Raw genomic sequence first — 26,294 nt, 5'->3', positions numbered from 1 at the left:
GCACGACCACGATCCATGGTCCCTGGATGGTCTGGAGGTAACGATGGCGGCACCTGACGGCCGGCGGGTACGGCCGTACCTGGCCACGCGTGGGCGCACGCGTCCGGTACAGGACATCGCCATCGAGGCTCTCGTCTCGACCACCAAGGACGGCCGCACCCACGGTGCCGACCCGGAGCCGGAGCGGGAACGCATCCTCCGGCTGTGCCACTCGCCACGGTCCGTGGCAGAGGTGGCTGCCATCGTCTCGATGCCGCTCGGCGTGGCCAGAGTGCTCGTCGCGGATCTCGAGACCGAGGGACTCGTGCGGGTCGCTGACCCGCACGCGGCTTTCGCCGGCTCCGCGGAGCCGGCACGGAACTTGAGCGTGCTGGAAAGGGTGAGGGATGGCCTTCGTCGACTCTGAGGTGTCTGGCGGCACACAGGCCGACCAAGACGCGCTGTCGGTCAAGATCGTCGTGGCCGGCGGCTTCGGCGTGGGCAAGACGACCTTCGTGGGCGCGGTGAGCGAGATCGAGCCGCTGCGCACCGAGGCACTCATGACCGAGGCATCGACCAGCGTCGACGACCTCTCCATGCTGCCCGAGAAGCGCACCACGACGGTCGCCATGGACTTCGGCCGCATCACGCTGGCCGACGACCTCGTGCTCTACCTGTTCGGCACGCCGGGCCAGAACCGCTTCTGGTTCATGTGGGACGACATCACCCGAGGGGCCATCGGCGCCGTGGTGCTCGTCGACACGCGCCGGCTGGCCGACTGCTTCGGCGCCATCGACTACGTCGAACAGCGGGGCATCCCGTTCGTCGTCGCCCTCAATGCCTTCAACGGCATCCAGGAGCACGACGTCGAGGACGTCCGCGATGCACTCCAGGTCGGTCCCGAGGTTCCGTTCGTCGTCACCGACGCCCGCGAGCGCGAGTCGGTCAAGGCCGTGCTCGTCACGCTCGTCGAGCACGCCATGTCCCTGATCCAGCAGACCTGAGACGGTTCGCCGGGAACTTCCCGCGCGCGACGTCCGTCCTAGTGACATGCGTCACAGGGAGTGGCTGGCCGGTCTCGTCGCCACCCTGACGGCGTGCACGGCCGCGGACGCCGATCCCGGCGATGCGGCCTCGCCCGCGGGGGAGCAGCGCTACACCGGCACGTTCACCGTGCTCGAGAACGCCGAGCACGGCCCGCAGCTCTGTCCCGGCGGCGCCCTTTCGAGCCTGCCGCCGCAGTGCGGCGGGCCCGACATCGTCAACTGGAACTGGGACGACGTCGACCACGAGACGGCCCGCGGCGTCAGCTGGGGCGACTACACCCTCACCGGGACGTTCGACGGCACCGCGTTCACGCTGACCGAGCCGGCCGGCCCGCCGGCACCGCCCGGCCCGGGCGACGAGCGGCCGGATCTCGACGTCCTGCTCGACACCCCCTGCCCGGCACCCAGTGGCGGCTGGGTGCTCCTCGATGCCCCCACCGCGAGCACCGAGGCACTCGACGCCGTCGTCCGGTACGCCGAGACCCTCCCCGGCTACGGCGGGCTGTGGGTCGACCGCTCCGTGGAGCAGCCGCCGGGCGCCCCGCCGTCGGCGGCCGCGGCGGCGGCCATCCTCAACGTCGCCTTCACCGGCGACCTCGCGGCGAGCGAGGCGGACCTGCGCGAGGTCTGGGGCGGCGCGCTCTGCGTCACGCCGGCCCGGCACCCGCACAGCCGGCTGGAGGAGATCCAGGCGGAGCTGGGCGGCGAGTTCGGCATCTTCTCGGCCGGCATCTCCGAGCCCGAGAACCTCGTCGAGGTCGAGGCGCTGGTCGACGACGGCCTGCAGGAGCGGCTCGACGACACCTACGGCCCCGGCACGGTCCGGGTGACCGCCGCACTGCGGCCGGTGCCGCCCGACGACGCGCCGACGATCTACACGGGCACCTTCACCGTCATCGAGTCGCCGCGCGGCGTGCCCCATGCCTGCTCGATGGTCATGCAGTCCTACCCGCCCGGGTGCGGCGGGGGCTTCGAGCTGCGCGGCTGGTCGTGGGACGACGTCGAGGGCGAGGAATCCTCCCGCGGCGTGACCTGGGGCGAGTACCGCATCAGGGGAACCTGGGACGGCACCGCGCTGACGCTGACCGCGCCGCCCGAACCGCCGCCTCCGCCCGGCCCGCCGGAAGACCTGAGCCAGCGCTTCGACACGTCCTGCCCCACCCCGCCCGGCGGCTGGGCCATCGTCGACGGCGCCCTGACGCACGCCGCCGACTTCGACCGCGCCTACGCCTACGCCCTGGCCGAACCCGGCTACGTCGACTCCTGGCTGGACCAGGACGTGCCGCCGGAGGACCGGTCGGCGACGGCGCCGGCCGAAGTGGTCGTGAACGTGCGGTTCACCGGCGATCTCGCCACCCACGAGGCCGCGCTCCGGAGCCTGTACGGCGGCGCCATCTGCGTCAGCCCGGCCGAGCGCAGCGAGCAGGAGATGGAGGCCATCGCCGCCGAGATCGCGGCCGACCACGGTGCCCTCGCCTGGACGGTCGAGTCGCCGGCCAACGCGGCGTGGATCCAGGTGATCGTCGACGACGGCCTGCAGGAGCGGCTCGACGAGCAGTACGGGCCCGGCGTCGTACGGGTCGAGGCGCTGCTGGAGCCGGCGGACTGATGCCGGCCGGAACGCGCCGGCCTCGGCCGACGTCCAAGTGGCATGCGTCACTTCGGGTGGATCGTCGTCGCCGCGCCGGTCGCGGCCCTGCTGCTCGCCGCTTGCGGCGACGAGGAGGCGCCGGTCAGCGCCTCGCCGTCGGACGCGCCGTCGTCAGACGACTCCGGTCGGCTCTACACCGGGATCTTCACCGTCCTCGAGAACGCCGAGCACGGCCCGCAGCTGTGCACCGCCGTGGCGTCATCGCTGCCGCCGCAGTGTGGCGGTCCCGATGTCGCCGGCTGGAACTGGGACGAGGCGCCCGACGCCGAGACGGTCGACGGTGTCACCTGGGGGTTCTACTCCGTCACCGGCACCTGGGACGGCACCACGCTGACCCTCACCGAGCCGCCGCTGGCCGGTGCCGCCACCTCGCCCATGGTCCCCGACGACGCACTGCCCGACTTCACGACTCCGTGTGAGCCACCGCCGGGCGGCTGGGCCGTGGTCGATCCCGCCACGGCCACCGACGCCGGCCAGGCGTCGATCGGCGCCTACACGGGAGCGCAGGCCGACTGGGCCGGCACCTGGATCGACACCTCCGTCGAACCCGCCGTCCTCAACGTCCGGTTCACCGGCGACCTCGAGCGGCACGAGGCCGAGCTGCGCAGCATGTGGGGCGGCCCGCTGTGCGTCAGCGCGGCAGAACGCAGCATGCGGGAACTGACCGCGATCCAGGAGGAACTGGTCGGCTCCGTCCCGCATCTGACGAGCGTCGGCCCCGAAGCCACCGCCAACGTGGTCCTCCTCGACGTGTTCGTCGACGATGGCCTGCAGGAACAGCTGGACCAGCAGTACGGGCCCGGCGTCGTCCGGGTGAGCGCCGCCCTGCGGCCGGCCGAGTGACCTCTGCCGTCAGCGAAGGAACCGTGACGGGCGCCCGGCCGGCTGGCTAGCGTCGGGCGCCATGAGCGGTCACGCGATCGTCGTCGGCGGCACCGGCCAGATCGGCCGCGCCACCGTGGAGTCCCTGCTCGACGACGGCTGGACCGTCACCGCCGTGCAGCGCGGCAGCACACCGCCGCCGTCCGGCTGGGCCGGGCGCGGCGTCGTCGAGCGGCGGGCCGACCGCGCCGACCTGGCCACCGTGGTGGCGGAGTCCGGCGGCGCCGACGTGCTGGTCGACACCGTCGCCTACGACGACGCCGACGCGCGGCTGCTGCTCGGCCTGGCCGGCGACGTCGGCTCGCTGGTCGTCGTGTCCAGCGCCTCGGTGTACGCCGACGACGACGGCCGCACCCTCGACGAGGCGACCGGGCCGGACGACTTCCCGCGCTTCGCCGGGCCCGTGCCGGAGACGCAGGCCACCGTCGCGCCCGGTCCGGCCACCTACTCGACGAGGAAGGTGCTGCTCGAGTCCACCCTGCTCGACGACGGCCGGCTGCCGGTCACGGTCCTGCGGCCGTGCGCGATCCACGGGCCGGGCAGCAGCAGCCCCCGCGAGGTGTGGCCGCTGCTGCGGGCGGTGGCCGGCCGCCCGCGCATCCCGCTGGCGTACCGCGGCGAGAGCCGGTTCCACACCACCAGTGCACCCAATCTCGCCGAGCTGGTCCGCCTCGCGGCCACCCGGCCCGGCAGCCGCGTCCTCAACGCCGGCGACCCGGAGCCGCCGTCCGTCGCCGAGATCGTCCGGGCCGTCTGCGCCACCGTCGGGCACGACCCGGAGCTGGTGCCGCTGGGCGGCACCGTGCCGGAGTCGAAGGTGGGCCGCACGCCGTGGTCGGTGCCGCGGCCGTTCCTGGTCGACACGACGGCGGCCGCGGCCGAGCTGGGCTACACCCCGGTCACGAGCTACGCCGATGCCGTCGTCGACACGTCGGCCTGGCTGCGCGAGCGACTCGCCCACCAGCCCTGGCGTGAGGCCTTTCCCCTGCTGGCGCAGTACTACGGCGAGGCCATGGACGACTACGCGGCGGAGGACGACCTGCTGGCGACGCTGCCCTGACGGCTCAGGCGGGCCGCGCCGGCCCGGCCCGCGCCCGACTCCCGTTGATCTTGGAGTTCTTCGGCAATCGTGGGTGAAATATCCGGCAGATGGGCGAACAACTCCAAGATCAACGGGGCTGTGCGGGGTCGGCGGGGAGGCGAGCGGCCAAGCCGCGCCAGCCGACCAGGAACGCGCCGAGTACCACGGTCGCGACCACGACGAAGGACACCGCCGTCCCCTGCCCGGAGGCCGCGCGCAGCAGCATCCCCACGGCGACCGTCGCCACCCACACCGTCACGCCGGTGACCAGCGCCGCCGGTGGCCGGCGCCGCAGCACCGCCACCACCCACCCGGCGGCCACCCCGGCCGCGAACGGCCACGCGGTGCGCGCCAACCCCACCAGCGACAGCGGGTCGTCGTGCGTGCGCCGGCCGATCAGCACGAACAACAGCACGAGCGCGACGTCGAGGAGCAGCGCGGGCCGGGCTCTCACGAGGAGCTCTCGGGCTGCTCGGACCACCACCGCAGCAGCTCCGCGCGAGCGTCGTCCTCGGAGAGCACGCCGCGGTCGAGCCTGATCTCGAGCAGGTGGTTGTACGCCCGGCCGACTAGCGGCCCCGGGCGGATGCCCAGGATCTGCATGATCTGGTTGCCGTCGAGGTCGGGCCGGATGGCGGCCAGTTCCTCCTCCTCGGCCAGGCGGGCGATGCGCTCCTCGAGGCTGTCGTACGACTGCTGCAAGGCCAGTGCCTTGCGCCGGTTGCGGGTCGTGGAGTCGGCGCGGGTCAGGACGTGCAGCCGCTCCAGCTCGGCGCCGGCGTCGCGGACGTAGCGGCGCACCGCGGAGTCGGTCCACTCGCCGCCGCGGTAGCCGTGGAAGCGCAGGTGCAGCTGGATGAGGGCGGCGACGTCGTCGATGACGGCGGTCGGGTAGCGCAGCGCCGTGAGCCGCTTGCGCGCCATCTTCGCGCCGACGACGTCGTGGTGGTGGAAGCTCACGCCGCCGCCGGGCTCGAACTTGCGCGTGCGGGGCTTGCCGATGTCGTGCAGCAACGCGGCCAGCCGGGTGACGAGGTCGGGGCCGCCGCCGGGCAGCCGCCGCTCCAGCTCGATGGCCTGCTCGAGCACCGTCAGCGAGTGCTCGTAGACGTCCTTGTGCCGGTGGTGCTCGTCGATCTCGAGGCGCAGCGCGGGCAGCTCGGGCAGCACGTGCTCGGCGATGCCGGTGTCGACCAGCAGGGTCAGCCCGGTGCGCGGCGTGGGCGAGAGGAGCAGCTTCGTCAGCTCGTCGCGGACCCGCTCGGCCGACACGATCTCGATGCGCCCGGCCATGTCGGTCATGGCGGCGACCACCTCGGGCGCCACCTCGAAGCCGAGCTGCGAGGCGAACCGGGCGGCCCGCATCATGCGCAGGGGGTCGTCGGAGAACGACTGCTCGGGCGTGCCCGGCGTGCGGATGAGCTTGCGGCCGAGGTCGGCCAGCCCGCCGTGCGGATCGACGAACTCTCGGCCGGGCAGCAGCACCGCCATGGCGTTGACCGTGAAGTCGCGGCGCACGAGGTCGTCGGTGATGGAGGCGCCGTAGGCGACCGCAGGCTTGCGGCTGGACGCGTCATAGCTGTCGGCGCGGTACGTGGTGACCTCGATCAGGAAGCCGTCCTTGGTACCGCCGATGGTGCCGAACCTCTGACCGACGTCCCAGAGGTTGTCGGTCCAACCCGCCAGCAGCCGCTTCGTCTCCTCGGGACGGGCGGACGTGGTGAAGTCGAGGTCCTGGCCCAGCCGGTCGAGCAGGGCGTCGCGGACGGAGCCGCCGACGAGTGCCAGCTCGTGCCCGGCGGCCTGGAACCGGGCCCCGAGCTCGTCGGCCACGGGGGCGATGCGCAGGAGCTGCCGCACCGCCTGCCGCTGGGCCTTCGAGAGCACGTGGGTCGCCGCTTCCTTCGTTCCGATCACGACGGACCAGCCTACGGGTCGAAGGGCCGCGCTTCCCAACCACATATCTGTGTGACCGGCGTCAGACCTACGCGGTCGGCGACCAGCGTATCCGCACCTGCGCAGCGTGCGGCCACATCCCGGCTACTCTGGACGTATGCCCGGCTCGCCGTCCTCGCCAGCCGACGGTCCGCATCATCGGCGACGTCGGGGGGCGAGGCGACGGCGCAAGGCGAGCCGGCCGCGGCTGCGCACCGTCCGAGAGACCTCAGCGGGCGGGCTCGTGGTCGACCGGTACGAACATCCGTCGAGCGTCGCCCTCATCGGCCGCATCGACCGGCGCGGGCGGCTCGAGTGGGTGCTGCCCAAAGGACACGTCGAGGCAGGTGAAACGCCCGAGGAAGCTGCGGTGCGAGAGGTATCGGAGGAAACTGGTCTGCAGTCGAGGGTCGTCACCCCGGTGGGCGACATCGACTACTGGTTCGTGGCGGACAATCGGAGGATCCACAAGACGGTGCACCACTTTCTCCTCGAGGCCACCGGTGGGAGTCTGAGCACCGACGACGTGGAGGTGAGCGAAGTGGCGTGGGTGCCACTGGACGAACTGGCGGGCCGCATGCGCTATGCGTCCGAGCGCCGGCTGGCCCGGCGGCTGCGCGAGCTGCTGCCGTCCGTGCCCGGCCCCGGCGAGGAGTCCGCGAGCGCCGTCCCCCACTCCGGCCGCGCCGCCCCGAAGGACGTGCCATGAGGCTGCCCGGCCTCCGCCCACTCGCCGCGATCACCGCACCCGCCGCCGTCGCCGCCGCGATGCTGCTGGCACCCGGTGTCGCGGCCGCTGCGCCCGGGCCGCTCCCGGCCGAGACCGAGCCGGCGCCGAGTGAGGGCATGAGCGCCGCGAACGTGTTCACCGGGGTCAGCCCCAGTGCGCTGACCCCTCAGGACGACACCCTCACGCTGAGCGGCACCCTGCGCAACACCGGCGAGGTGCCGCTCCTCGACGTCCAGGTGCTGCCGCGCTTCAGCCGGGTGCCGCTCGAGCAGCGCTCCGACGTCCGGCAGGTGGCCGCCGACCCCGAGGTGCGCGCCGGCCGGCGCTTCACCGACACCTTCGCCGAGGTCACCGACGTGCTCGAGCCCGGCGAGACGCGCACGTACAGCCTCGAGATCCCCGCCGAGCTGCTCGCCTTCGACCAGGCCGGCGTCTACGCGGTCGGCGTCGACGTCCGGGCCGGGCGCCCGGACGACGACACCCGCGTCACCGTCGTCACCACCCGCACCGTCGTGCCGTACGTCAGCCCCGAGGACCTGCCGGCCGTGCCGGTGGGCGTGCTCTGGCCGCTCGCCGCCCGGCCCAGCATGACGCCCGACGGCACGCTCACCGACGACACGCTGGCCGAGCAGCTGGCGCCCGACGGCTCGCTGTCGGACCTGCTGCTGGCCACCGGCGGCGCCCCGGTCACCTGGGCGGTCGACCCCGACCTCCTCGACACCATCGGGCAGATGTCCGACGGCTACCGGGTCGCGTCGCCGTCCGGGCCGGTCGACGGTCCGCAGGCCGGTAGCGACGCCGCGCGCCAGTGGCTCGAGCTGTTCGACCTCACCACCCAGGACCGCGACGTCTGGATGCTGCCGTACGCCCTGCCCGACCTCGGCGCGTTCGAGCAGCACGACCCTCCCCTGGCCGCCGAGCTGGCCCGGCAGTCCCTGGCCGCTTCCGACGCCGCCGGCCAGGAGCTGTCCCGCGCCACGCCGGGCATCGCCTGGCTCGACGGCGGATCGGTCACCGAGGATGTGCTCTCCACGCTCGGCGAGGCCGGCGCCGGGACGGTCGTGGTGCCGGGCGACGCCCTCGAGTCCGAGGGCCCGGGCGCGCTCGGCGACGTCTCCGCGGGCGGCGCCGACCTGCGCACCGTGGCCGCCGACACCGGGCTGAGCAGCGCCGTGGCCGACGCCGATGCCGCCGACGACTCCGCGGGCGGGGCCGTCGACCTCCAGCAGCGCTGGGTCGCCGAGACCGCCATGGTCGCGCTGGCCGCCGCCCGCGACGACGCCGAGCCCGAGTTGCTGGTGGCGGCGCCGCCGGTGCGCTGGCGCCCGGACGAGCGTGTGCTGCAGAGCATCGTCGACACCTGGACCTCGACGCCGTGGATCGAGCCGGTCGACCTCGCCGAGGCCGCCGGTGCCGAGCAGGCGCCGGAGGTTTCGCCGGCCCCCACCGAGGGCACGACCTTCCTGCCAGAAGCCAGCGTTGCCGCCACGGCCCAGCTGCGCGACGACGCCACGCAGTACAGCACGCTGCTGGCCGAACCCGAGGACGTGACCCCCGCGCTCATCCAGGCCACCCTGCGCTCGGCGTCCACGGGCTGGCGTGCCAACCCCGACACCAGCGTCTCCTACGCCCGGGCCATCACCGAGGAGCTCACCGGGCGGTTCCTGCGCGTCAGCGTCAACGTGCCCGAGTCGGTCACGCTCTCCAGCCGGGCCGGCTCGTTCCCGCTCACCGTCACCAACGAGCTCGACAGCCCCGTCAACGTGCGTCTCGAGGTCCAGTCCGACAACCCCGACCGCCTGCGCATCACCGAGGTGCCCACCCAGGAGATGCTCCCCGGCGAGCAGCGGCTGGTCGAGATCACCGCCGAGGCCGCGGCCAACGGCCGGGTGCCCATCGAGGTGCAACTGACCACCGACGACGGCCGGCCCATCGGCCCCGCCGTGCCCACCGTCGTCAACGCCACCGAGTACGGCACCATCGGCTGGATCATCGTCGGTGTCGCGGGTGCCCTGTTCGCGGCCGCCATCGGCAGGCGCACGCTGCGCAGCCGGCGGCAAGGGCGCGGCCGGCGCCGCGGCGACGGCCCGGACGACCCGTCCGGCCTTCCGCCCCAGACCGTCCTCCCCGACCTGCCCACGGAGGCGAGGCCGACCCAGGAGGCCGCGCGGTGACCGCGACGCAAGAGCCGCCTCGCAGCTCCGGGCTGCTGGGCTCCAGCGCCATCATGGCCGCCGGGACCGTGGTCTCGCGGCTCACCGGCTTCGCCCGTGCCGCCGTCATCGCGGCGGCCATCGGCCTGACGGCGGCCACGGCCGACGTGTTCAACGTGCCGAACGTGCTGCCGAACATGATCTACATCCTGGTCGGCGGCGGCGTCCTCAACTCCGTCCTGGTCCCGGTGCTGGTCCGCGCCATCAAGAACGACGCCGACGGCGGCCAGGCGTTCTCGCAGCGGCTGTTCAGCCTGTCCGTGGCGGTGCTGGGGCTGGCGACGGTGCTGGCGGTGCTGGCCGCGCCGCTGCTGATGCAGCTGATCGTCGACGACAAGTACCTCGAGCCGCAGATGCGGCCGTACTTCGACAACATGGTCATGTTCGCCCGGTTCTGCCTGCCGCAGATCTTCTTCTACGGGCTGTACGTGCTCATCGGCCAGATGCTCAACGCCAAGGGCCGGTTCGGCCCCATGATGTGGTCGCCGATCCTCAACAACGTCGTCGCCATCGCGGTGTTCGGCGTCTTCCTCTTCGCCTACGGCACCCAGGGGTTCGAGCCGTTCACCACCACGCAGACTCTGCTCCTGGGCCTCGGGTCCACGGTCGGCGTGCTGGCGCAGGCGGTCATCCTCATCCCGGTGCTGCGCAAGACCGGCTTCTCGCTGCGGTTCCGCACCGACTGGCGCGGCCAGGGGCTCGGCGAGTCGGTGCGGCTGGGCCTGTGGACCGTCGCGTTCGTCGTGGTCAACCAGCTCGCGTACCTGGTCGTGGTGAAGGTCGCATCGGGCGCCAGCAGCGTCGACGCGGGCGACGCCGGCGCCGGCTATTCGGTGTACGCCAACGCCATGCTGATCATGATGGTGCCGCACTCCATCATCACGGTCTCGCTGGCCACGGCGCTGCTGCCACGGTTGTCCGACCTCGCCTCCGACGGCCACCTCGAGGAGGTCCGCGAGAAGCTGGTCTCGGCGCTGCGCATGTGCCTGGCGATCATCATCCCGCTGGGTGCCCTGATGGCGGCGCTGGCGTTCCCGCTGACCGCCATGATCTTCGACTACGGGTCCGCCGGCGGGCAGACCGGGCGGCTGGCGCTGACGCTGATCGTGCTGATGCCGGGGCTGGTCGCGTTCACCGTCCACTACCTGGTGCTGCGCGGCTTCTACGCCATGCAGGACACCAAGACGCCGTTCTACACGCAGATCTGGGTCTCGGCCGTCATCATGATCGGCGCGGTCGCCGTCGCCGTCGCGGCGCCGGGCGACCAGTACGTCACCATGGCGCTGGCCGGCGGCTACAGCCTCGCCTACCTCGTCGGTGCCACCGTCGGCGCCGTCCGCCTGCAGCAGCGCATCGGCACGCTCGGCGGAGGCCGGCTCGTCCAGCACGTCATCCGGCTGCTGATCCACTCGGCCATCGCCGCCGCGCTGGCCTGGCTGGTGTGGCGGGGCTGGACCGGACTGGGCATCAGCGACGCCCTGCCGTCTCTGCTGGCGCGCATGCTCGAGCTGGTCATCGGCGGGACCGTGGGCGTCGTCACGTTCGTCGGCCTCGCCTACGCCTTCCGCGTGGACGAGGTGCGCAGCGCCGTCGCCATGGTGCTGGCGCGCCTGCGCGGCGGCAGCCGGCCGGGCACCGCCGTCGACCCCGGTGACCTGCTCGAGGACACCGCCGAGTACCTCATCCCGGTCGAGACCGGCACCCTCAGCATCTTCCGCCGTCCGGTCGACCCCGACATGACGTCGGAGTTCTTCCTCGACGAGACCCTGCCCGGCGTGCCGAGCTTCTTCGACACCCACGCCGGCGGGTATCGCGACCGCGCGGGTGTCGGCGGCGCCGCCGCCGTCGGCCTCGACGCCGGGCGCGACGGCGCGCGCGTGGTCCAGCCACTGCCCGGCACCCGGCCGGGCGCCACGGCCGAGGGGCCGTTCGCCCCCCGCGGTCCCGTCGGGGGGCAGCGGCGCACGGTGGCGGGGCGGTACCGGTTCGAGCGGCTGCTCGAGGACGTCGACGGCGTACAGTCCTGGCAGGCGGTCGACGACGTCCTGCGGCGCGCCGTGTTCGTGCAGGCGGTCGCTCTCGACGACCCGCGCGCGCCCGGCTTCGCCACGGCCGCCCGGGTCTCGTCCACGGTCTCCGACCCCCGCTTCCTGCGCATCCTCGACGTCGGCACCGACGAGGTCTCCTACGTCGTGCGCGAGTGGACTCCCGGGCAGAGCCTGGCGGCGCTGCTGGCGGGCGGCGCGTTCCACCCGGAGCAGGCGGCCGCCGTCGGACGCGAGGTCGCCGAGGCGCTCTCCACGGCGCACGCACAGGGCCTGGCGCACCGGCACCTCGACCCCACGCTGGTCTTCGTCACGGCCGATGGCTCGGTAAAGATCGCCGGGCTCGAGACCGAGTACGCGCTGCGCGGCGCGGCTCAAACGCCGTGCGCCCCGACGGACCCGTCCCACCCGAGCCCGGCCGAGCTCGACGCCATCGGCATCGGCTGCGTCCTCTACGCCGCGCTGACGGCGCGCTGGCCCATCGGCACGCCCGGCGGCCTGGCACCGGCGCCGCTCATCGACGGCCGGCTGGCGTCGCCGCGGCAGGTCCGGCCCGGCGTGCCGAGGCTGCTCGACGCCGTCACCGACCGCAGCATCGGCCACGCCCGCCGGCACCACGCGACCCCGCTGGTCACCCCGCTGGCGGTCGCCACGGAGCTGGCCAACGGCTCGCGCAACCACCACCGCGCGGTGGTGGCCGACGAAGCGGTGGTCGCGGCGCCACCGGCCCTGCTCGACGAGCCCGGCACCCCGCCGCCGTCCAGCCGGGTCGAGCAGCTGCGCGAGCGGCGCAAGTCCGGCCGCACGGCCCGGCTGCTGGGCGTCATGGCCGCCATGCTGCTACTGGTCGGCGCCACGCTGGTGGGCCTGCAACTGCTGCTCGGCGCCATCGACGACGCCGGCGACGACGAGACCCCGTCCACCTCGGCGCCGGGCACCACCGGCACCACGCCGGCCGAGGAGACCCCGGCGACCGAGCCGAGCCCCGTCGCGCTGGCCGGCGTCACCGACTTCGACCCCCTCGGCAACGGCGAAGAGAACCCGAGCGACGCCGAGAACATCATCGACGGCGACCCTGAGACCGTCTGGGACACCGTCAACTACTTCGACCCGCTCGAGGACCAGAAGGACGGCGTCGGCGTCTACCTCGACCTCGGGCAGGTCGTGGCCGTGCGCGAGGTCCGGCTGGCGCTGATAGACGCGGGCGTGACGTTCGAGCTGCGGGTCGCCCCCGAGGACGCCACCCAGGCGCCCGGCGATCTCGACGACTGGACCGCCGTCGACACCGTCCAGGACGCCGAGCAGAATGTCACCCGCACGCTCGACGAGCCCGTGAGCACGCGGTACCTCCTCGTGTGGTTCACTCAGTTGCCGCGATTGGACGACGGCAACTACCGAGGCGGTATAGCCGAAGCGGAGGTACTGGGGTGACGCAGCCCTCGCCCGGTCCCCGGGTGCCTGACGAGGAGCTCCTGCGCCGGCACGTCGACGGCGATCCCGAGGCCTTCGGCGAGCTGGTCACACGGCATCAGGACCGCATGTGGGCGGTCGCGCTGCGCACCCTCGGCGACCCCCACGACGCCGCCGACGCCCTGCAGGACGCCATGATCAACGCGTTCCGCCGGGCGGCGTCGTTCCGGTCCGAGTCGGCCGTCACCACCTGGCTGCACCGCATCGTCGTCAACGCCTGCCTCGACCGCGTCCGGCACGCCGCGGCCCGCCCGGCCGACCCGGTCGCCTTCGACGGCACCGAGATCCCGGGCGTCGCGCCGGCCACCGAGCCGTCCGCCGACCCCGCCGAGCGCACCGCCCTGCGCGTCGACCTCGAGCAGGCGCTCGCGTCGCTCCCCGCCGAGCAGCGGCTCCCGCTGGTCCTGGTCGACGTCGAGGGCTACCCGGTCGCCGAGGCGGCCGAGATGCTGGGGCTCCCGGTCGGCACCGTCAAGAGCCGGTGCGCACGGGCCCGGGCCAAGCTGGTCCCGCTGCTGGCCCCCGGCCGGCTGAGCACCACGGGCAACGCCACGGGGAACCAAGCACCCGGTGGCGACGTCCCATTTGGGACATCGCGTGGAACGGGAGGTGAGCATCGGTGAGCGGTACCGAGGCCCATCCGCCTACCCACGTACTGGCCGAACTGGCCGAAGGCGTGCTCGACGGCGCCCAGGCGCGCGAGGCCCGCGCCCACGTCGATCAGTGCCTCACCTGCCAGGCCGCCATCGACGAGCTGGCCCAGGTCACGGTCGCGCTGGGCGCCCTGCCGGCCGAGCTGCCCGTCCCCGAGTTCGTCGCCGCCCGCATCTCGCACGCGCTGGCCGCCGAGCGGTCGTCGGGCGGTGCGGCGACGGCCGCGTCCGCCGCGGCGGGGGCGTCCGGGTCCGAGGGCGGCACCGTCGCCTGGTTCCGGCGCCGGCTCCCCCAGGGCCTCGCGGCGGCCGCCAGTGTCGCCGTCGTCGGCCTGGCCGGTTACGTCGTCGTCAGCGGCGGCACCGGCGGCGGAGACGACAGCGGTAGCGCCGGCGACAGCGCCGAGGTCGCCGCCGGCTCCGCGCTGTCTGACGAGCCCACCAGCGTCGGCCCGCTGCGTGGGGCGCCTGATCCGACGGTGACCGCTGGGGACGGCCACGACGATGATGTGCCCACGTACAGCGGCGGCGACGATTTCGCCACGCCGCCTGGCGTCGACGAAGCCGAGCTGCAGGCCGCGGTCGCGAGCATCGTCAGCGAGCGCCCCACCGGCGGGCCTGGCTGCGGCGAGGAGCTGTCCGAAGAGCTGGGGCAGCCCGTCGTCGGCGCCGAGACGTTCGAGGCCGGTGTGCTGATCGTCCTCGAGGGCGCCGACACCTACGACGGATGGCTGCTCGACACCTGCCACTCGTACTCGACCGCCACGCTCGAGCCGCAGGTCCAGGTCCCGAAGGCGGAGTGAAGGGCCACAACACCCCCGCCGGGAATGCCGACCGCCTAGGATCCGTTGGGGCAGATGAACCAACGTCAGACGCTAGGAAGGTACAGGCGTGACAGAGATCCGTGACCTGATCATCATCGGTTCCGGGCCGGCCGGGTACACGGCCGCTGTGTACGCTGCCCGGGCGCGGCTCGAGCCGCTGCTCCTCGAGGGCGAGGTCAGCTGGGGTGGTGCCCTCATGAACACCACCGAGGTCGAGAACTACCCCGGCTTCCGCGACGGCATCATCGGCCCGGCACTGATGGACGAGATGCGCGCGCAGGCCGAGCGGTTCGGCGCCGAGATCCTCACCCGCGACGCCATCGCGGTCGACCTCACCGGCGACGTGAAGTCCGTCACCGACAGCGAGGGAACCGTCCACCGCTCCCGCGCCGTCATCATCGCCACCGGCTCGGGCTACCGCGAGCTCGGCCTGACGAACGAGAAGCGGCTGTCCGGGCACGGTGTGTCGTGGTGTGCCACCTGCGACGGGTTCTTCTTCCGCGATCAGGACATCGCCGTGGTGGGCGGTGGCGACTCCGCCATGGAGGAGGCCACGTTCCTCACCCGGTTCGCGCGCAAGGTCTACGTCATCCACCGCCGCGACTCCCTCCGGGCCTCCAAGGTCATGCAGGAGCGGGCGTTCGCGAACGAGAAGATCGAGTTCCTGTGGAACACCGAGGTGCTCGACGTCCAGGGCGACGAGAAGGTCAGCGGGCTGCGGCTGCGCGACACCGTCACCGGCGCCGAGAGTGAGCTGCCCGTCACCGGGCTGTTCATCGCCATCGGCCACGACCCCCGTTCCGAGCTGTTCAAGGGCCAGGTCCGCCTCGACGAAGAGGGCTACGTCCTCGTCGACGCCCCGTCCACCCGCACCGAGATCGCCGGCGTGTTCGCCGCCGGCGACGTCGTCGACCACACCTACCGGCAGGCCGTCACGGCCGCCGGCACCGGCTGCCAGGCCGCGCTCGACGCCGAGCGGTACCTCGCCGACCTCGACGACGCCCGCGCCACCAAGCCCGAGCTCGTCGTCTCCTGACGACCCCAGCTCCGTCACCACAGAAGCGCCCACCATCAAGGAGTCCTCCATGGGCAACATCCAGCACGTCACCAGCGCCGACTTCGACGAGAAGGTGCTCCAGAGCGACAAGCCCGTCCTCGTCGACTTCTGGGCCGAGTGGTGCGGGCCGTGCCGCATGATCGCCCCGGTGCTCGAGGAGATCGCCAAGTCGCAGGACAATCTCGAGATCGTCAAGCTGAACGTCGACGAGAACCCCGAGATCGCCGCCAGCTACCGCATCACCTCGATCCCCGCCCTCAACGTCTACTCGGGCGGTCAGGTCGTGAAGCAGATCGTCGGCGCCAAGCCGAAGGCCGCGCTCCTCAACGACCTCGCCGACTACGTGGGCTGACGCCTTCGCGGCGACCAGACGGCCCGCGCAACGCACCGCACACCGGCGCCCGCCGGCGGACTCCAGTGTCCGCCCGGCGGGCGCCGTCGTCTGTGCACCCATCGGCCGATCGGCGGCCACCATCGTCCGACCGGACGAAAAATCATTCGGACATAACCGTCACAATCGCCGTAAAAAGACGTTGTAGCGCGTACTAGTTTGCTCCGGACCTCTTGCCCCGGAGACCGAAACCGACATTGAATGTCGTATCCGCAGAAACGAGCCGCTCCGTTTGCCGAGTCCTCAGTTCTCCCGGATCATCTCGTCACGGAAGTCCTTGCTAGGACACCTACCGTGTCAGTGACCGGGGCTCTGGGACGTCAGGCGAGAGGTGTACATGGAATACAGAGACGATTTGGTGAACGCCGAGAATGCCGCGGTCGAGGCCTACACCTCGATGGCGGTGCGGCAGACCAAGCTGTTGCTGCTCGGCATCGGCACGATGATCGCCTCGATCGTGGCGATCATCCTGGCCGCGCTGGCCACGCTCGCCGACCTGGCGGGCGTCGCCGACCTGCATGCGGCCTTCATTCCCGTCGCGGTCATCGGCCTCGCCTGCGGCGGGGTCGACTTCATCGCCCGGCGCCGGGACAACGACTACGTCGCGGGGTGGGCGACGGTGGTCGGTCAGGGTGCCCTGACGGGCGCCGGCGCCATTGCTCTGCTCGGATGGTTCTCAGCGGACCTCTGGGTGTTCGGAGTGGGCCTCGGCATCGGAATGGTCACCAGTTCGATCTTGGTCAAGTATCCCGAATGGGAAACCGAAGCGGAAATGCTCGAACGATTCGTCCGAGTTCCCGATGACGGCGACGACGACCATCTCTGATCCTCGCCCGTTCGTATGACCCGGAGCACCCTCGCCGGCCGACACCCCGGAGTCGGCCGGCCGCGTCATGCCCGAGCCCTCGACCCTGACGCCGTCGTCGCCGGACCCTGAACGCCCTCCGCAGAAGCTCCGCTCCTTCCCGTCACAAAGCGGCCATCCCGCGCACTTTCGTAGGGGACAGGCACCTCGACAGGAAGGGCAGGCATGCGCGTCACCGCCCTCCGTCCCGGTCTCCTCCGTGGCCCGGACCCCGACGACGACGGCCCCGCCGCTCTGGCCGGCGCCGTCCGGGCGACCGAGGACGCGGCGCTCCACCTGCGAGCGCTCGCCGACACCGCCGCGCGGCGCGAACGCCACCGGCTCACCGAGGACCAGCAGTCCATCGCCCGCGAGTCCCGCCGCCGTCAGGCCCGGTCACACGCCTCTCTGCTCGCCGCGGCCGACCGCGTCCGCCTCGACATCACCGAACTGCTCGCGCGCGGCCCCGGCTACGCCCACGAGGGCTGGGAGTCCGCGCTCTGGGCCGAGCCCTACGACCAGCCCGTCGACGTCACCCAGGTGGTGCGGGCGGCCACGCTCGGGCTCGCCTCCCCCAGCAGCATCGTCGAGCTGCCCTTCGTCCTGCCCGCGCTGGGCGGCAACGTCGTCATCACCCACGCGCCCGGCGGCCGGGCGCCTGCGCACAACCTCGCCCAGGCATTCGCCACCCGCGCCCTCGCGTCGGCACTCCCCGGCTCGCTGCGGCTGCACCTGCTCGACCCCGGCGGCCTGGGACAGAACCTCGGCATCCTCAGCCGGCTGCCCGAGCCGCTGGTGGCCGGCGGCGTCCGCGCCACGCACGACGAGGTCTCGGCCGAGCTGCGGGCGCTGCGCGAGCACGTCCACCGCCTCAACAGCCAGGTGCTGCTCGGCGACGACGACTCGCTGGTCACCCGCTGGCACGAGGGCACCGCCCAGGGCATCCCGTGCGCGCTCGTGCTGGCGGCCGGGCTCGGCCCGCACCTCACCGCCGACGACGCCCAGCAGCTCTGGTCGCTGGCGCGCACGGGCAACCGGTGCGGCATCGCGGTGGTGGCCGTCGTCGACGCCGGGCGAGAGCTGCCGCAAGGGGTGGCCATCGCCGACCTCCTCGAGAACGCCGAGCACATCCACGTCGACCACGAGGGCGGCGCCACCTGGGAGTCCTCGCCGCCGGCGCTGCTGCACAACGCCCGGCTCCGCTGCCCCAACCCGCCCGGCTCCGCCCAGCACCGGTTCCTCACCACGGTCCTCGCGCCGGCGGTCCGCAGCGGCGTCAACCGTCCGGTCGTGCTGTCCGAGCTGCTGGCCGCCGAACCCGCGGCCACGGGGACGACGGCGGCGCGCATCGGCGCCGTCGTGGGCCAGGCGGCCGACGGCTCCCCCATCGAGCTGACCGTCGGCGACGACGAAGGCGTGGCCATCGGCGGCATCGTGGTCGGGCCGTCCGGGTCGGGCAAGACGACTCTGCTGCACGCGTTCATCCACGCCCTGGTCCGCCGCTACCCGCCCGAAGAGCTCGAGCTCTACCTGCTCGACATGAAGGCCGGTGTCGAGTTCGCCGAGTACGCGCCCCGGCCCGGCCGGCCGGCGCTGCCGCACGTGCGCGCCGTCGGCATCGAGGCCGACGCCACGTTCGCACTGGGGGTGCTGCGCCACCTCGCCGCCGTCGACGCCGAGCGCAAGCAGCTGTTCAAGCAGGCCTCCGCCGACTCCGGCCGCGAGATCAAGAACATCGCCCAGTACCGCGAGGTCACCGGGCGGGTCCTGCCGCGCGTGCTGTTCGTGGCCGACGAGTTCCAGCTCATGCTCGCCGGCCCCACCGAGGACGCCGCCTGGAACACCCTCGACGTCCTGGTCAAGCAGGGCCGCAGCCAGGGCATCCACGTGCTGCTGGCCACCCAGAGCCTCAACTCCGTCGGCTCCGGCCGGGCCGCGCAGAAGGCGTCGGTGTTCGACCAGCTCGAGCTGCGGGTCGGGCTGCGCTGCAAGCCCGACGAGCTGAGCATCCTGTTCGACCGCACCGTGCGCGACCGCCTCGACACCGGCCGCCGCGGGTCCGGCGTCCTCAACCAGGCCCGTGGCGACAAAGACGCCGACCAGCTGTTCCAGGGTGGCCTGCTCGACGCCGACGACCGCCGCCGCATCCGCGACACCGTCGTCGCCCGCGACGGCACCGACCCGCGCATCCGGGTCAGCCGCGGCACCGGCGGGGTCGACGTGGCCGACGTCGCGCCCGTGCTGTCGTCGGCGCCGCTGCCGACGATGTACGTGGGGGCGCCGGTCGGGGTGTCGCCTCCGCTGGTGGGCGTGCCGGCTCGGGCCGGCGACGGCCGCGGCCTGCTGCTCGCCGGCCGCGACGAGGCCCATGCCGTCAGTGCGGTGAGCGGTGTCCTGGCCGGTCTCGCGCTGCAGCCCGGCTGCGACGACGCCGGTGTCGTCGTCGTCGACCTGCTGCCCGAGCGCATTCCCGGACGGCGTTCGCTCGACCAGGTGGTCGACTGGCTCGGCGACCGCGCCGTGGTGCTGGGCGAGAACGCGCTCGACGAGCTGCCGTCGGTCGCGGGCGGGCTGCCCGGCCCGGTGTTCGTCGCGGTGCTGGGGTTGCAGTACAGCTCGGCCGAGGCCCCCATGTACACCGACGAGCCGCACCCGTTCGGCTGGCTGTGCGGCGCCGGGCCGGCGCAGTCGGTGTTCCCCCTCATCTGGCTCGACACCCCCGACCGCCGGCGCAAGCTGGGCCAGCACGGCGAGCGGCTGCAGCTGCGCGCCGACGCCGGCGGCGACCTCATCGACACCACCTCCTTCCTCGGCGTCCGGCCGCCGTTCCCCGCCACGCGCGGCCGGCTCTGGTTCCACGACCTCGCCGGCGACGCCGACCCCGTCCTGCTCGATCCCCTTCAGGTCGGCTCGGTCCTGCCCGAGCCGCGTCCGGTGGTGTCGGCCGCCGTGTCGCCGTCGCCCGGGTCCGGGGCACTCCCATGACCGCCGACCTCGAGTTCGGCGCGGTCGGCGACCACGGCACCGCGGCGCGGACCGGGCAGGGTGCTCCCGCAGGGCAGGGCGGTGCCGGAAGGGCGGCCGGGCCGGCCGGGCAGCCGGCGCGCAGCCCGGCCATGCGGGCCTACTGCGCCACCCTGGCCCGGTTCACGTCGTCCGTGCAGAGCACCGAGCAGCTGCTGCGCAACGACGACGCCGGCACCCGTGAGGACACCGAGCAGCGGGAGCTGACGGCCACGTCCCGGCTGAGGGGCATCGACCGCGCCGCCCTCGCCGCCGACGACGGCCTCGACCACTGCGCCGCCGTCCGGGCCGCGCACGGACTCCCCCTCCCACCGGCCACCTGGGGGACCGAGGCCGACCTCGCCCTCCCCGATCCGGCCGACGACGACCTCGACGCCCGCGGTCCCGGGCCGGGTGAGCCCGGCCGGGCACGCCTACGCGGCCACGACACCGAGCCTGCTGACGACGGCCGCCACCCCGCCGGCTCCGGCACCGGCCGCGGTCCCCGCCCAGCGACCGTCAGCCCGGCCGGACTCGCCCGGTTGCGCCCGCCCGGCCACGGCACCGAACCCGACGACCACAGCGTCCCGTCCGCCCAGGCCGGCAACGGTTACAACCCCCGCACGGGTGAGCCCGGCCGGGCGCGCCCACTCGGCCATGACACCGAGCCTGCTGACGACAGCGGCCGCACCGCCCACCCCGGCAACGGCCACACCCCCCGCACGGGTGAGCCCGGCCGGGCGCGCCCACTCGGCCATGACACCGAGCCTGCTGACGACAGCGGCCGCACCGCCCACGCCGGCAACGGCCGCGTTCCCCGCTCGGGAACCGCCGGCCCGGGCGGGCTCGACCGGCTGCGCCGCTCGGGTGGCGGCGCCGATCTCGGTGTAGCGCTGACGTCGCTCGGCCGCCGTCGCGACGCGCTGCGGCTGGCCGAAGAGGAGTTCGCCGGCTGGCTGGCGGCCCGCGACGAGCAGACCAGGCGCGTCTCCCTGGGCGCGGCGGTCGGAGCCGGGCTGGCCGGTGCCGCCGTCATGGTCGTCGCCGGCACGCGGACGTCGGCCGCCGTGTCGCTCGCGCTGCTCGCCGCCTGCACGCTCGTCGTCGTCGCCGTCGGCGTGGGGGTGGCGGCCGCCCGCCGGTCGCCGCGGGTGTGCCGCGGCGCCGGCCTCGCACGCCGGCCGCACCCGCTGGGGCTGGCGCGGTATGCGGCCCAGATCGGCGGCCCGGCCCTGCTCGCCTTGGCGGCGGCGAACATCGGCGCCGGCGCGCTCTGAGACGCACTGGCCCGCACTGAATTGCCGCAACGCGTCACATTCGCGGTCCGGAAACCACCTACAGATGTAGACGGCCCGACCGATCCCGGCGGATGCGGGCCACAGACCCAGAAGGGCGGCGTCCGATGCCGAGCATCAAGGAATCCGGCGAGATCCTCATCGACGTCTCCGCGGGGCTCACCCGCGGCGGCGAAGAGACCTCGCGCGGGCTCACCGAGCTGGAGCAGAAGGCCAATGCTGCCATCGAGGCGCTGCGCGACCTCAGGGCGCCCGCCGAAGAGGCGAAGGCGGCCACCGCGCGGCTGCGGGCCCGGGCCGAGAACGCGCGGGCCAAGTTCGAGGAGCTCGAACGCGCCGCGGCCGTCACCGAGGACGGCGCCCGGCTGCTCCAGGCGGCCTGCGACGACCTCCAGCGCGGCGACACCGACCTCGCCGCCGTCTTCGAGCCGCAGATCCGCCCCATCGCCGCACAGGTCACCCGGTTCACCGACAGCCTGCGCCAGAGCGCCGACCAGCTCGAGCGCGCGGTCGACGGCATCGCCGACGGTGCCCAGCAGATCGGCCGCAGCACCGACCAGATCCTCGACAGCGGCGAGCAGATCACCAAGGGCGCCGGCCAGGTCACCACCAACCTCGCGCAGGTCAAGAAGCGGCTCGGCCAGGTCATCCCGGCGGCTGCCAGGGCCATCCGCGACCGCGGCCACGAGGCCGTCCACGTCGCCCGGCGGTAGCGGTGTACCTGCCGTCCATGAAGGTCGCCGATCAGCTCGAGGGCGAGATCCGGGCGCTCGAGAAGTCGCTCGCGGCGCTGCGGGCGGCCATCGCGCAGGCCGCCGGCGCCCGCGACGACACCGAGGCCGACCTCGCCCACGTGCGGCAGCGGCTCGCCGCGAAGACCGCCGAGGCGCTCCCCGACGACGCCGCCATCCGCGGCCGGCTCGACACCGCCATCGACTCCGCGTTCGCCGCCGCCCGCACGGCCCTCGCCGAGCGCTGGAACCAGATCGTCGAGCTGCTCAAGACCGCCTGCCAGAAGGTCGACGGCGAGCTGACGGCGAAGCGGCGCGCGCACGGGCGGGCGCTCGACGAGATCGAGCGGCAGCGGCAGCGCGAGCGGCTCGCGGCCGGCTGAACCTCGAAGCCCCGGAAAACCTCTGGTCCGGCCAAGGGCCATGCGCTAGACAAGGACGGTGACGAACGACCAGCTGGTACTCCGAACCGCCACCGACGACGACTACACGGAGCTCGAGGCGCACATCCACGGCGCCTTCCTCGACGACGTCGACGACGACACCGCCGACCTGAACCGGCTGGTGTTCGAGCCCGACCGGACGCAGCTGATGACCGACGCGGGCAGCATCGTGGGCTCGGGACTGGTCATCACGCGCGACATGAGCGTCCCGGGCGCGGTCGTCCCGGCCGCGCACGTCACCGGCGTCGGGGTGGCGGCGACCCACCGGCGGCGCGGCGTGCTGACGGCGCTCATGAACGCCATGCTCACCGAGGCGCACGGCCGCGGCACCGAGCCTTTCGCGGTGCTGTGGGCCAGCGAGGGCGCCATCTACGGACGGTACGGCTACGGGCTCGCGTCGTCGCGGGTGTCGTACGAGATCTCCGTCCGCGACACCTCGGTGGTCGGCGCCCTGCCCGACGGCGCCCGGCTGCGGCGTGCCGTCACCCGCGACGTCCTCGACGTCATCGTGCCCGTCTACGACCGCATCCGCGCCGCGCGGCCCGGGCTGTCCAGCCGGCCGGGCAAGTGGTGGGAGTACCTCACCGCCGACCCCAAGGCCTGGCGGCGCGGCATGACCGCGGAGCGCACCGTCCTGTTCGAGGACGACGGCGGCGTCCGCGGCTATGCGCGCTACCGCACCAAGGCCGGCTGGGGCGACACCGGTCCCGACGGCGAGGTGCGCATCACCGAGCTGCTGGCCGAGACGCCCGAGGCGCACGCCGCGCTCTGGCGGTTCCTCACGACCATCGACCTCGTGCGCACGGTCAAGTACACGCACGGGCCCGTCGACGACCCGCTGCCGCACCTGGTCACCAACCCCGACGGCCTGGTCGGGTCGGCCGACGGCTCGCTGTGGGTCCGCATCCTCGACGTCGCCGGCGCGCTGGCCGCTCGCCGCTACGCCGCACCCGTCGACGTCGTGCTCGAGGTCGCCGACGACGCCTTCCCCGGCAACGCGGGCCGGTGGCGGCTGGCCGGGTCCGTCGAGTCGGCCGAGGTCACACGTACCGACGCCGAGGCCGACCTGGCGCTGGACGTCCGCGCGCTCGGCTCGCTCTACCTGGGCGGCGTCTCGGCGGCCACGCTAGCGGCCGGCGGCCTGGTCACCGAGCGGACCCCGGGCGCAGTGGCGCGCACCGCGACCGCGTTCGGCTGGCACCGCGCACCGGTGACCGTGGAGATCTTCTGAGGCAGGCCCGAGCGTCAGCCCTGGCCCCAGCCCTCGGTGTCGATCCTCCTGCTCCTGTTGCGCCGCGAGACGACCGAGCCGAGGGCGAGGACCAGCACGATGAGGCAGACGCCCAGGACGACGTGGGCGCCGCTGACGCCGGCGCCCTCCCAGCCGGGCACCTCCCACACGGCGTCCTCGGGCGAGGCGATGAAGCCGCGTTCGATCATCCACTCGCGGCCTTCCTCCCACGAGCTGAACACCAGCGGCGCGGCAACCGGCAGCGCCAGCGGCGCGGCCAGGAACATCACGAAGAGGTCGTTGTCGGAGACGTTGTCGGCCATGGTCGGCGTCCCTGCCCCTAGTAGATGCCGTCGTTGAGGTGCCGGATGCGCACCGCGCGGGTTCGCGACACCATCTGGGAGCCGGCGCCGTCGTTGCCACGCCAGCGGATCAGCAGCTTGGTGCCGTCGTTCTGGACCGGCTCGACCTGCTCGATGATGACCCAGCCGGTGTCGTCGTCGAGGCGGGCGAGGCTGCCCACCTGCAGCTGCGACACCATGACCATCTCGGACCAGCCGGCCGCCTCGGTCTGAGCGATGGTGGCCGAACCGCCCGCCGAGCCGCCGGACGAGCCACCGGTGCGGGCGCGACTCCAGTCGGCCAGGCTGGACGTGCTGGAGCCGTAGCCCTCGGCGAGATCGGCGTTGAGGTTGACCCGCCACGACGCCTCGGGACTGTCGGTCAGCGCCCGCGACCGCTGCACATGCAGCACCGGGTGCGTGACGACGTTGGGCCGCAGGGCGTCGAGCAGGTAGAGGTCCTGTTCGTCGTTGACGCGGCGGGCCTCGCGCGGGTCGGGCGTCCAGAAGCACTGGATGAGCACCGGCGTGCCGTCGCCGGCCTGCACGGTGGCCCGGCCGGGCACCGGTTCGGCCTGCTCCGCGGGCACGTTGCCGCTCCACAGGGTGGACGCGGCGCGGTTGTCGAGCCGGCCGAGCGCGACGACGGTGCCGACCTCGTCGCGGTTCTCCTCGCGCAGCAAGGGGTCGTCGGCGCGCTGGATGCTCAGGACGACGTAGACGTTGACCTGCCGGCCGTGGCGCAGCAGGTCGTTGACGCGGTCGAGGGCGAGCGACGCGGCGGCGGGGCCCTGGCCGGCGCGGTTGGCGGCGTCGGCCACGGCGGACGCGAACTCGCGGAAGTGGTGGACGACGACGACCAGCGGCTCGAGCTCGGTGCGGCTGGACCCGGACTCGATGAGCGCGACCCGGCCCTCCATCTCGCGCCAGGCCTGGTTGAGCACGACGATCTGGTCGTCGAGCGTGGACGCGACGATCTGCACGTTCGGCCAGTCGCGCACGCCCAGCAGGTCGACCCGGCGGTGGTCGATGATCCACACCGGCCAGCCGCGCGCCGCCGCCTCGACGACGATGCCGGTGAGCAGCACGCGCTTGCCGGCGCCGGACCGGCCGAGCACCAGCAGGTGACCCTGCGGCGCGGCCAGGTTCCAGCCGACCCGGGTGCCGGCGCCGTCGACGCCCAGGGGGACCAGCCACGACGTGAGGTCGGCCTGTGTGGGAACCGGCCGGGCCACCGTCTCGGGCAGTGCCCGGCGGACGGCGTCGCGGGCGCGGTCGGCCCGGGCGGCCGGTTCGGGCGTCAGGGTACCGCCGGTGCGGGTGGGGTCGCGCAGGGTGAGCCGGTGGCCGCGGACGTTGTGCCGCCCGACGGTGTACTGCTCGTCCAGCTGCGCATGCACGGCCTCGGCGACGCCGGAGGCCCAGTCGGGTGCGGAGTCGTCGACCTCGGTGGGGTACTGGATGTTCAGCACGTGCGGCACGCCGACCCAGCCGCGACCCTGCCACTGCCGCGCGTCGATGTCGAGGTAGGTCGCGTCGGGCACGCCGATGTGCCGGGCCAGCACCTCGGCCAGCTCGTCGATGACCCCCTGGCGCATGCGCCGGCGCACGCCCACCGCGTAGAACGCGCAGGCGCAGGCCAGTGTCGGCAGCAGGAACAGCACGCCGATGACCGCCTGGTCGAGGCTGGCGAGGATGGCCCACAGGCTGACGGCCAGGAGGACCGTGCCGATGGCGGTGGCCGTGAGCTGCGCGGGCGTGAAGCCCTTGATGGTGGGCCCGGCCGGGCGCGCCGACGCGAACCTGTCGTCCTTCGCCTCAGGCTCCGGGGGTCCGGAGCCGGTGGTGAAGGACTCGACCGGGTCATGTCGCGCCACGCCGGCTGCCTCTCGTTCGGTGCGTTCGTGTCCTCGTCTTCGAAGGTGCGTCTTGCGGGGGTGTTGTGACAAGGGGACGGCTCAGCGATGCGCCAGCGGCGTCTGCAGCCCGACGACGCGCCACGGGTCGCCGGCCGACGCGCGCTCGAGGAACGCGAACCACTGGTGCTCGACGAGCGGGCCGTTCCACGCGTCGCGGCCGATGGGCGTCATGCGGACGTAGAACCGGCGCTCGGCGCGCGTGGCGGTGTCGGGGGTGTCGACGTCGGTGGTGTGCGGCTCGATGCCGTTGATCGAGGCGAACGCCTGGTGCTGGGACCAGCGCTCCCAGTCGCGCTCGACGTCTTGGCGCAGGCCGTCGAGGTCGTAGGCGGAGGAGTCGTACGGCGCAGCGAGCCAGGTCTGCGCCCGGTCCATGGCGTCGGCCGACGACGCGTCGTGCGCGGTGTCGAAGCTGTAGGCCGCGGTCAGCGCCGCGACGGCGACGGCGGTCGGGTCGCCGCCGTCGACCGTGGCGGGGTCGGGGACGGTGACGGGTTCGGGCTGGCGCATGCCCGGTGGCAGCGTCGGGG

23 protein-coding genes are annotated in these 26,294 nt (G+C 73.5%); 18 read left to right on the top strand and 5 right to left on the bottom strand.

Annotation, left to right across the window (positions count from 1 at the left end):
- Window positions 1–43: 43 nt before the first annotated feature.
- From E1212_RS19440 to E1212_RS19420, 5 genes are all read left to right on the top strand, one after another.
- Window positions 44–406, top strand: a complete 363-nt coding sequence (locus E1212_RS19440) for a DUF742 domain-containing protein (RefSeq protein WP_119658870.1) — start codon at window positions 44–46, stop codon at window positions 404–406.
- Window positions 387–983 (top strand): GTP-binding protein, encoded by a 597-nt coding sequence (locus tag E1212_RS19435; protein WP_131985471.1) that lies wholly within the window; start codon window positions 387–389, stop codon window positions 981–983. The genes E1212_RS19440 and E1212_RS19435 overlap by 20 nt, the downstream gene beginning before the upstream one ends.
- A 46-nt stretch (window positions 984–1,029) precedes the next feature.
- A complete protein-coding gene (locus E1212_RS19430; RefSeq protein ID WP_131985469.1) occupies window positions 1,030–2,634 on the top strand; it encodes a hypothetical protein in 1,605 nt (534 codons plus the stop codon).
- Window positions 2,635–2,676: 42 nt separating this feature from the next.
- Window positions 2,677–3,519, top strand: a complete 843-nt coding sequence (locus E1212_RS19425) for a hypothetical protein (protein WP_131985467.1) — start codon at window positions 2,677–2,679, stop codon at window positions 3,517–3,519.
- Between the two features lie 61 nt (window positions 3,520–3,580).
- A complete protein-coding gene (locus E1212_RS19420) occupies window positions 3,581–4,618 on the top strand; it encodes an NAD-dependent epimerase/dehydratase family protein (RefSeq protein WP_203417015.1) in 1,038 nt (345 codons plus the stop codon).
- Between the two features lie 109 nt (window positions 4,619–4,727).
- Here E1212_RS19420 and E1212_RS19415 read toward each other — a convergent pair whose 3' ends face one another.
- Window positions 4,728–5,093 (bottom strand): DUF3054 domain-containing protein, encoded by a 366-nt coding sequence (locus E1212_RS19415; protein ID WP_203417014.1) that lies wholly within the window; start codon window positions 5,091–5,093, stop codon window positions 4,728–4,730.
- The gene (locus E1212_RS19410) at window positions 5,090–6,601 is read right to left on the bottom strand and encodes a CCA tRNA nucleotidyltransferase (protein ID WP_131985465.1); all 1,512 of its coding nucleotides are present in this window, start codon (window positions 6,599–6,601) and stop codon (window positions 5,090–5,092) included. Before E1212_RS19410 ends, E1212_RS19415 begins: the two co-directional genes overlap by 4 nt.
- A 217-nt stretch (window positions 6,602–6,818) precedes the next feature.
- Between E1212_RS19410 and E1212_RS19405 the strand changes: the two genes are divergently transcribed.
- From E1212_RS19405 to E1212_RS19345, 13 genes are all read left to right on the top strand, one after another.
- Window positions 6,819–7,283 (top strand): NUDIX hydrolase, encoded by a 465-nt coding sequence (locus tag E1212_RS19405; protein ID WP_275296191.1) that lies wholly within the window; start codon window positions 6,819–6,821, stop codon window positions 7,281–7,283.
- Window positions 7,280–9,478 carry a DUF6049 family protein gene (locus tag E1212_RS19400; protein WP_131985461.1) on the top strand — a complete coding sequence of 733 codons (2,199 nt, stop codon included), beginning with the start codon at window positions 7,280–7,282 and terminating at the stop codon, window positions 9,476–9,478. The genes E1212_RS19405 and E1212_RS19400 overlap by 4 nt, the downstream gene beginning before the upstream one ends.
- On the top strand, window positions 9,475–12,993 hold the full coding sequence (murJ, locus tag E1212_RS19395) for a murein biosynthesis integral membrane protein MurJ (RefSeq protein WP_131985459.1): 3,519 nt from the start codon (window positions 9,475–9,477) through the stop codon (window positions 12,991–12,993). Before E1212_RS19400 ends, murJ begins: the two co-directional genes overlap by 4 nt.
- A gap of 23 nt (window positions 12,994–13,016) precedes the next feature.
- The gene (gene sigM, locus E1212_RS19390) at window positions 13,017–13,655 is read left to right on the top strand and encodes an RNA polymerase sigma factor SigM (RefSeq protein ID WP_203417013.1); all 639 of its coding nucleotides are present in this window, start codon (window positions 13,017–13,019) and stop codon (window positions 13,653–13,655) included.
- Window positions 13,652–14,488: a hypothetical protein gene (locus E1212_RS19385; RefSeq protein WP_131985455.1), complete on the top strand. Its 837-nt coding sequence runs from the start codon at window positions 13,652–13,654 to the stop codon at window positions 14,486–14,488. The genes sigM and E1212_RS19385 overlap by 4 nt, the downstream gene beginning before the upstream one ends.
- Window positions 14,489–14,576: 88 nt before the next feature.
- Complete coding sequence (gene trxB, locus E1212_RS19380) at window positions 14,577–15,545, top strand: thioredoxin-disulfide reductase (RefSeq protein WP_131985453.1); 969 nt, start codon at window positions 14,577–14,579, stop codon at window positions 15,543–15,545.
- A 49-nt stretch (window positions 15,546–15,594) separates the two neighbouring features.
- Complete coding sequence (gene trxA / locus E1212_RS19375) at window positions 15,595–15,918, top strand: thioredoxin (protein WP_131985451.1); 324 nt, start codon at window positions 15,595–15,597, stop codon at window positions 15,916–15,918.
- A 376-nt stretch (window positions 15,919–16,294) separates the two neighbouring features.
- The gene (locus E1212_RS19370) at window positions 16,295–16,783 is read left to right on the top strand and encodes a hypothetical protein (protein ID WP_131985449.1); all 489 of its coding nucleotides are present in this window, start codon (window positions 16,295–16,297) and stop codon (window positions 16,781–16,783) included.
- Window positions 16,784–16,987: 204 nt separating this feature from the next.
- On the top strand, window positions 16,988–19,786 hold the full coding sequence (locus tag E1212_RS19365; protein ID WP_131985447.1) for an FtsK/SpoIIIE domain-containing protein: 2,799 nt from the start codon (window positions 16,988–16,990) through the stop codon (window positions 19,784–19,786).
- Window positions 19,783–21,081 (top strand): hypothetical protein, encoded by a 1,299-nt coding sequence (locus E1212_RS19360; RefSeq protein WP_131985445.1) that lies wholly within the window; start codon window positions 19,783–19,785, stop codon window positions 21,079–21,081. The genes E1212_RS19365 and E1212_RS19360 overlap by 4 nt, the downstream gene beginning before the upstream one ends.
- 125 nt (window positions 21,082–21,206) lie before the next feature.
- Complete coding sequence (locus tag E1212_RS19355) at window positions 21,207–21,812, top strand: Mce/MlaD family protein (RefSeq protein ID WP_131985443.1); 606 nt, start codon at window positions 21,207–21,209, stop codon at window positions 21,810–21,812.
- A gap of 17 nt (window positions 21,813–21,829) precedes the next feature.
- Window positions 21,830–22,213 carry a hypothetical protein gene (locus E1212_RS19350; RefSeq protein ID WP_131985441.1) on the top strand — a complete coding sequence of 128 codons (384 nt, stop codon included), beginning with the start codon at window positions 21,830–21,832 and terminating at the stop codon, window positions 22,211–22,213.
- Window positions 22,214–22,271: 58 nt separating this feature from the next.
- Entirely contained in the window at window positions 22,272–23,504 is a 1,233-nt protein-coding gene (locus tag E1212_RS19345) for a GNAT family N-acetyltransferase (RefSeq protein WP_131985440.1), read from the top strand.
- Window positions 23,505–23,518: 14 nt separating this feature from the next.
- Here the strand turns inward: E1212_RS19345 and E1212_RS19340 are convergent, their stop codons facing one another.
- The 3 genes from E1212_RS19340 to E1212_RS19330 form a co-directional block, all read right to left on the bottom strand.
- Window positions 23,519–23,827 carry a hypothetical protein gene (locus E1212_RS19340; protein WP_131985438.1) on the bottom strand — a complete coding sequence of 103 codons (309 nt, stop codon included), beginning with the start codon at window positions 23,825–23,827 and terminating at the stop codon, window positions 23,519–23,521.
- A 17-nt stretch (window positions 23,828–23,844) separates the two neighbouring features.
- On the bottom strand, window positions 23,845–25,722 hold the full coding sequence (locus tag E1212_RS19335) for an FtsK/SpoIIIE domain-containing protein (RefSeq protein WP_131985436.1): 1,878 nt from the start codon (window positions 25,720–25,722) through the stop codon (window positions 23,845–23,847).
- An 81-nt stretch (window positions 25,723–25,803) separates the two neighbouring features.
- A partial coding sequence (locus tag E1212_RS19330; protein WP_203417012.1) for a hypothetical protein occupies window positions 25,804–26,294 on the bottom strand: 491 nt, incomplete at its 5' end.

Origin of the sequence: Jiangella ureilytica, from assembly GCF_004348545.1 — a bacterium.
GTDB lineage: Bacteria > Actinomycetota > Actinomycetes > Jiangellales > Jiangellaceae > Jiangella > Jiangella ureilytica.
The sequence above is the reverse complement of the archived record's forward strand: the minus strand, read 5'-3'. Positions and strand labels throughout refer to the sequence as shown.

Coding starts and splice junctions, on each gene's coding strand:
- E1212_RS19435 (WP_131985471.1), top strand. CDS start 387: ATGGCCTTCGTCGACTCTGAGGTGTCTGGCGGCACACAGGCCGACCAA.
- E1212_RS19360 (WP_131985445.1), top strand. CDS start 19,783: ATGACCGCCGACCTCGAGTTCGGCGCGGTCGGCGACCACGGCACCGCG.
- E1212_RS19410 (WP_131985465.1), bottom strand. CDS start 6,601: ATGTGGTTGGGAAGCGCGGCCCTTCGACCCGTAGGCTGGTCCGTCGTG.
- E1212_RS19365 (WP_131985447.1), top strand. CDS start 16,988: ATGCGCGTCACCGCCCTCCGTCCCGGTCTCCTCCGTGGCCCGGACCCC.
- E1212_RS19355 (WP_131985443.1), top strand. CDS start 21,207: ATGCCGAGCATCAAGGAATCCGGCGAGATCCTCATCGACGTCTCCGCG.
- E1212_RS19370 (WP_131985449.1), top strand. CDS start 16,295: ATGGAATACAGAGACGATTTGGTGAACGCCGAGAATGCCGCGGTCGAG.
- E1212_RS19425 (WP_131985467.1), top strand. CDS start 2,677: ATGCGTCACTTCGGGTGGATCGTCGTCGCCGCGCCGGTCGCGGCCCTG.
- E1212_RS19400 (WP_131985461.1), top strand. CDS start 7,280: ATGAGGCTGCCCGGCCTCCGCCCACTCGCCGCGATCACCGCACCCGCC.
- E1212_RS19340 (WP_131985438.1), bottom strand. CDS start 23,827: ATGGCCGACAACGTCTCCGACAACGACCTCTTCGTGATGTTCCTGGCC.
- E1212_RS19420 (WP_203417015.1), top strand. CDS start 3,581: ATGAGCGGTCACGCGATCGTCGTCGGCGGCACCGGCCAGATCGGCCGC.
- trxA (WP_131985451.1), top strand. CDS start 15,595: ATGGGCAACATCCAGCACGTCACCAGCGCCGACTTCGACGAGAAGGTG.
- E1212_RS19350 (WP_131985441.1), top strand. CDS start 21,830: ATGAAGGTCGCCGATCAGCTCGAGGGCGAGATCCGGGCGCTCGAGAAG.
- E1212_RS19440 (WP_119658870.1), top strand. CDS start 44: ATGGCGGCACCTGACGGCCGGCGGGTACGGCCGTACCTGGCCACGCGT.
- E1212_RS19430 (WP_131985469.1), top strand. CDS start 1,030: ATGCGTCACAGGGAGTGGCTGGCCGGTCTCGTCGCCACCCTGACGGCG.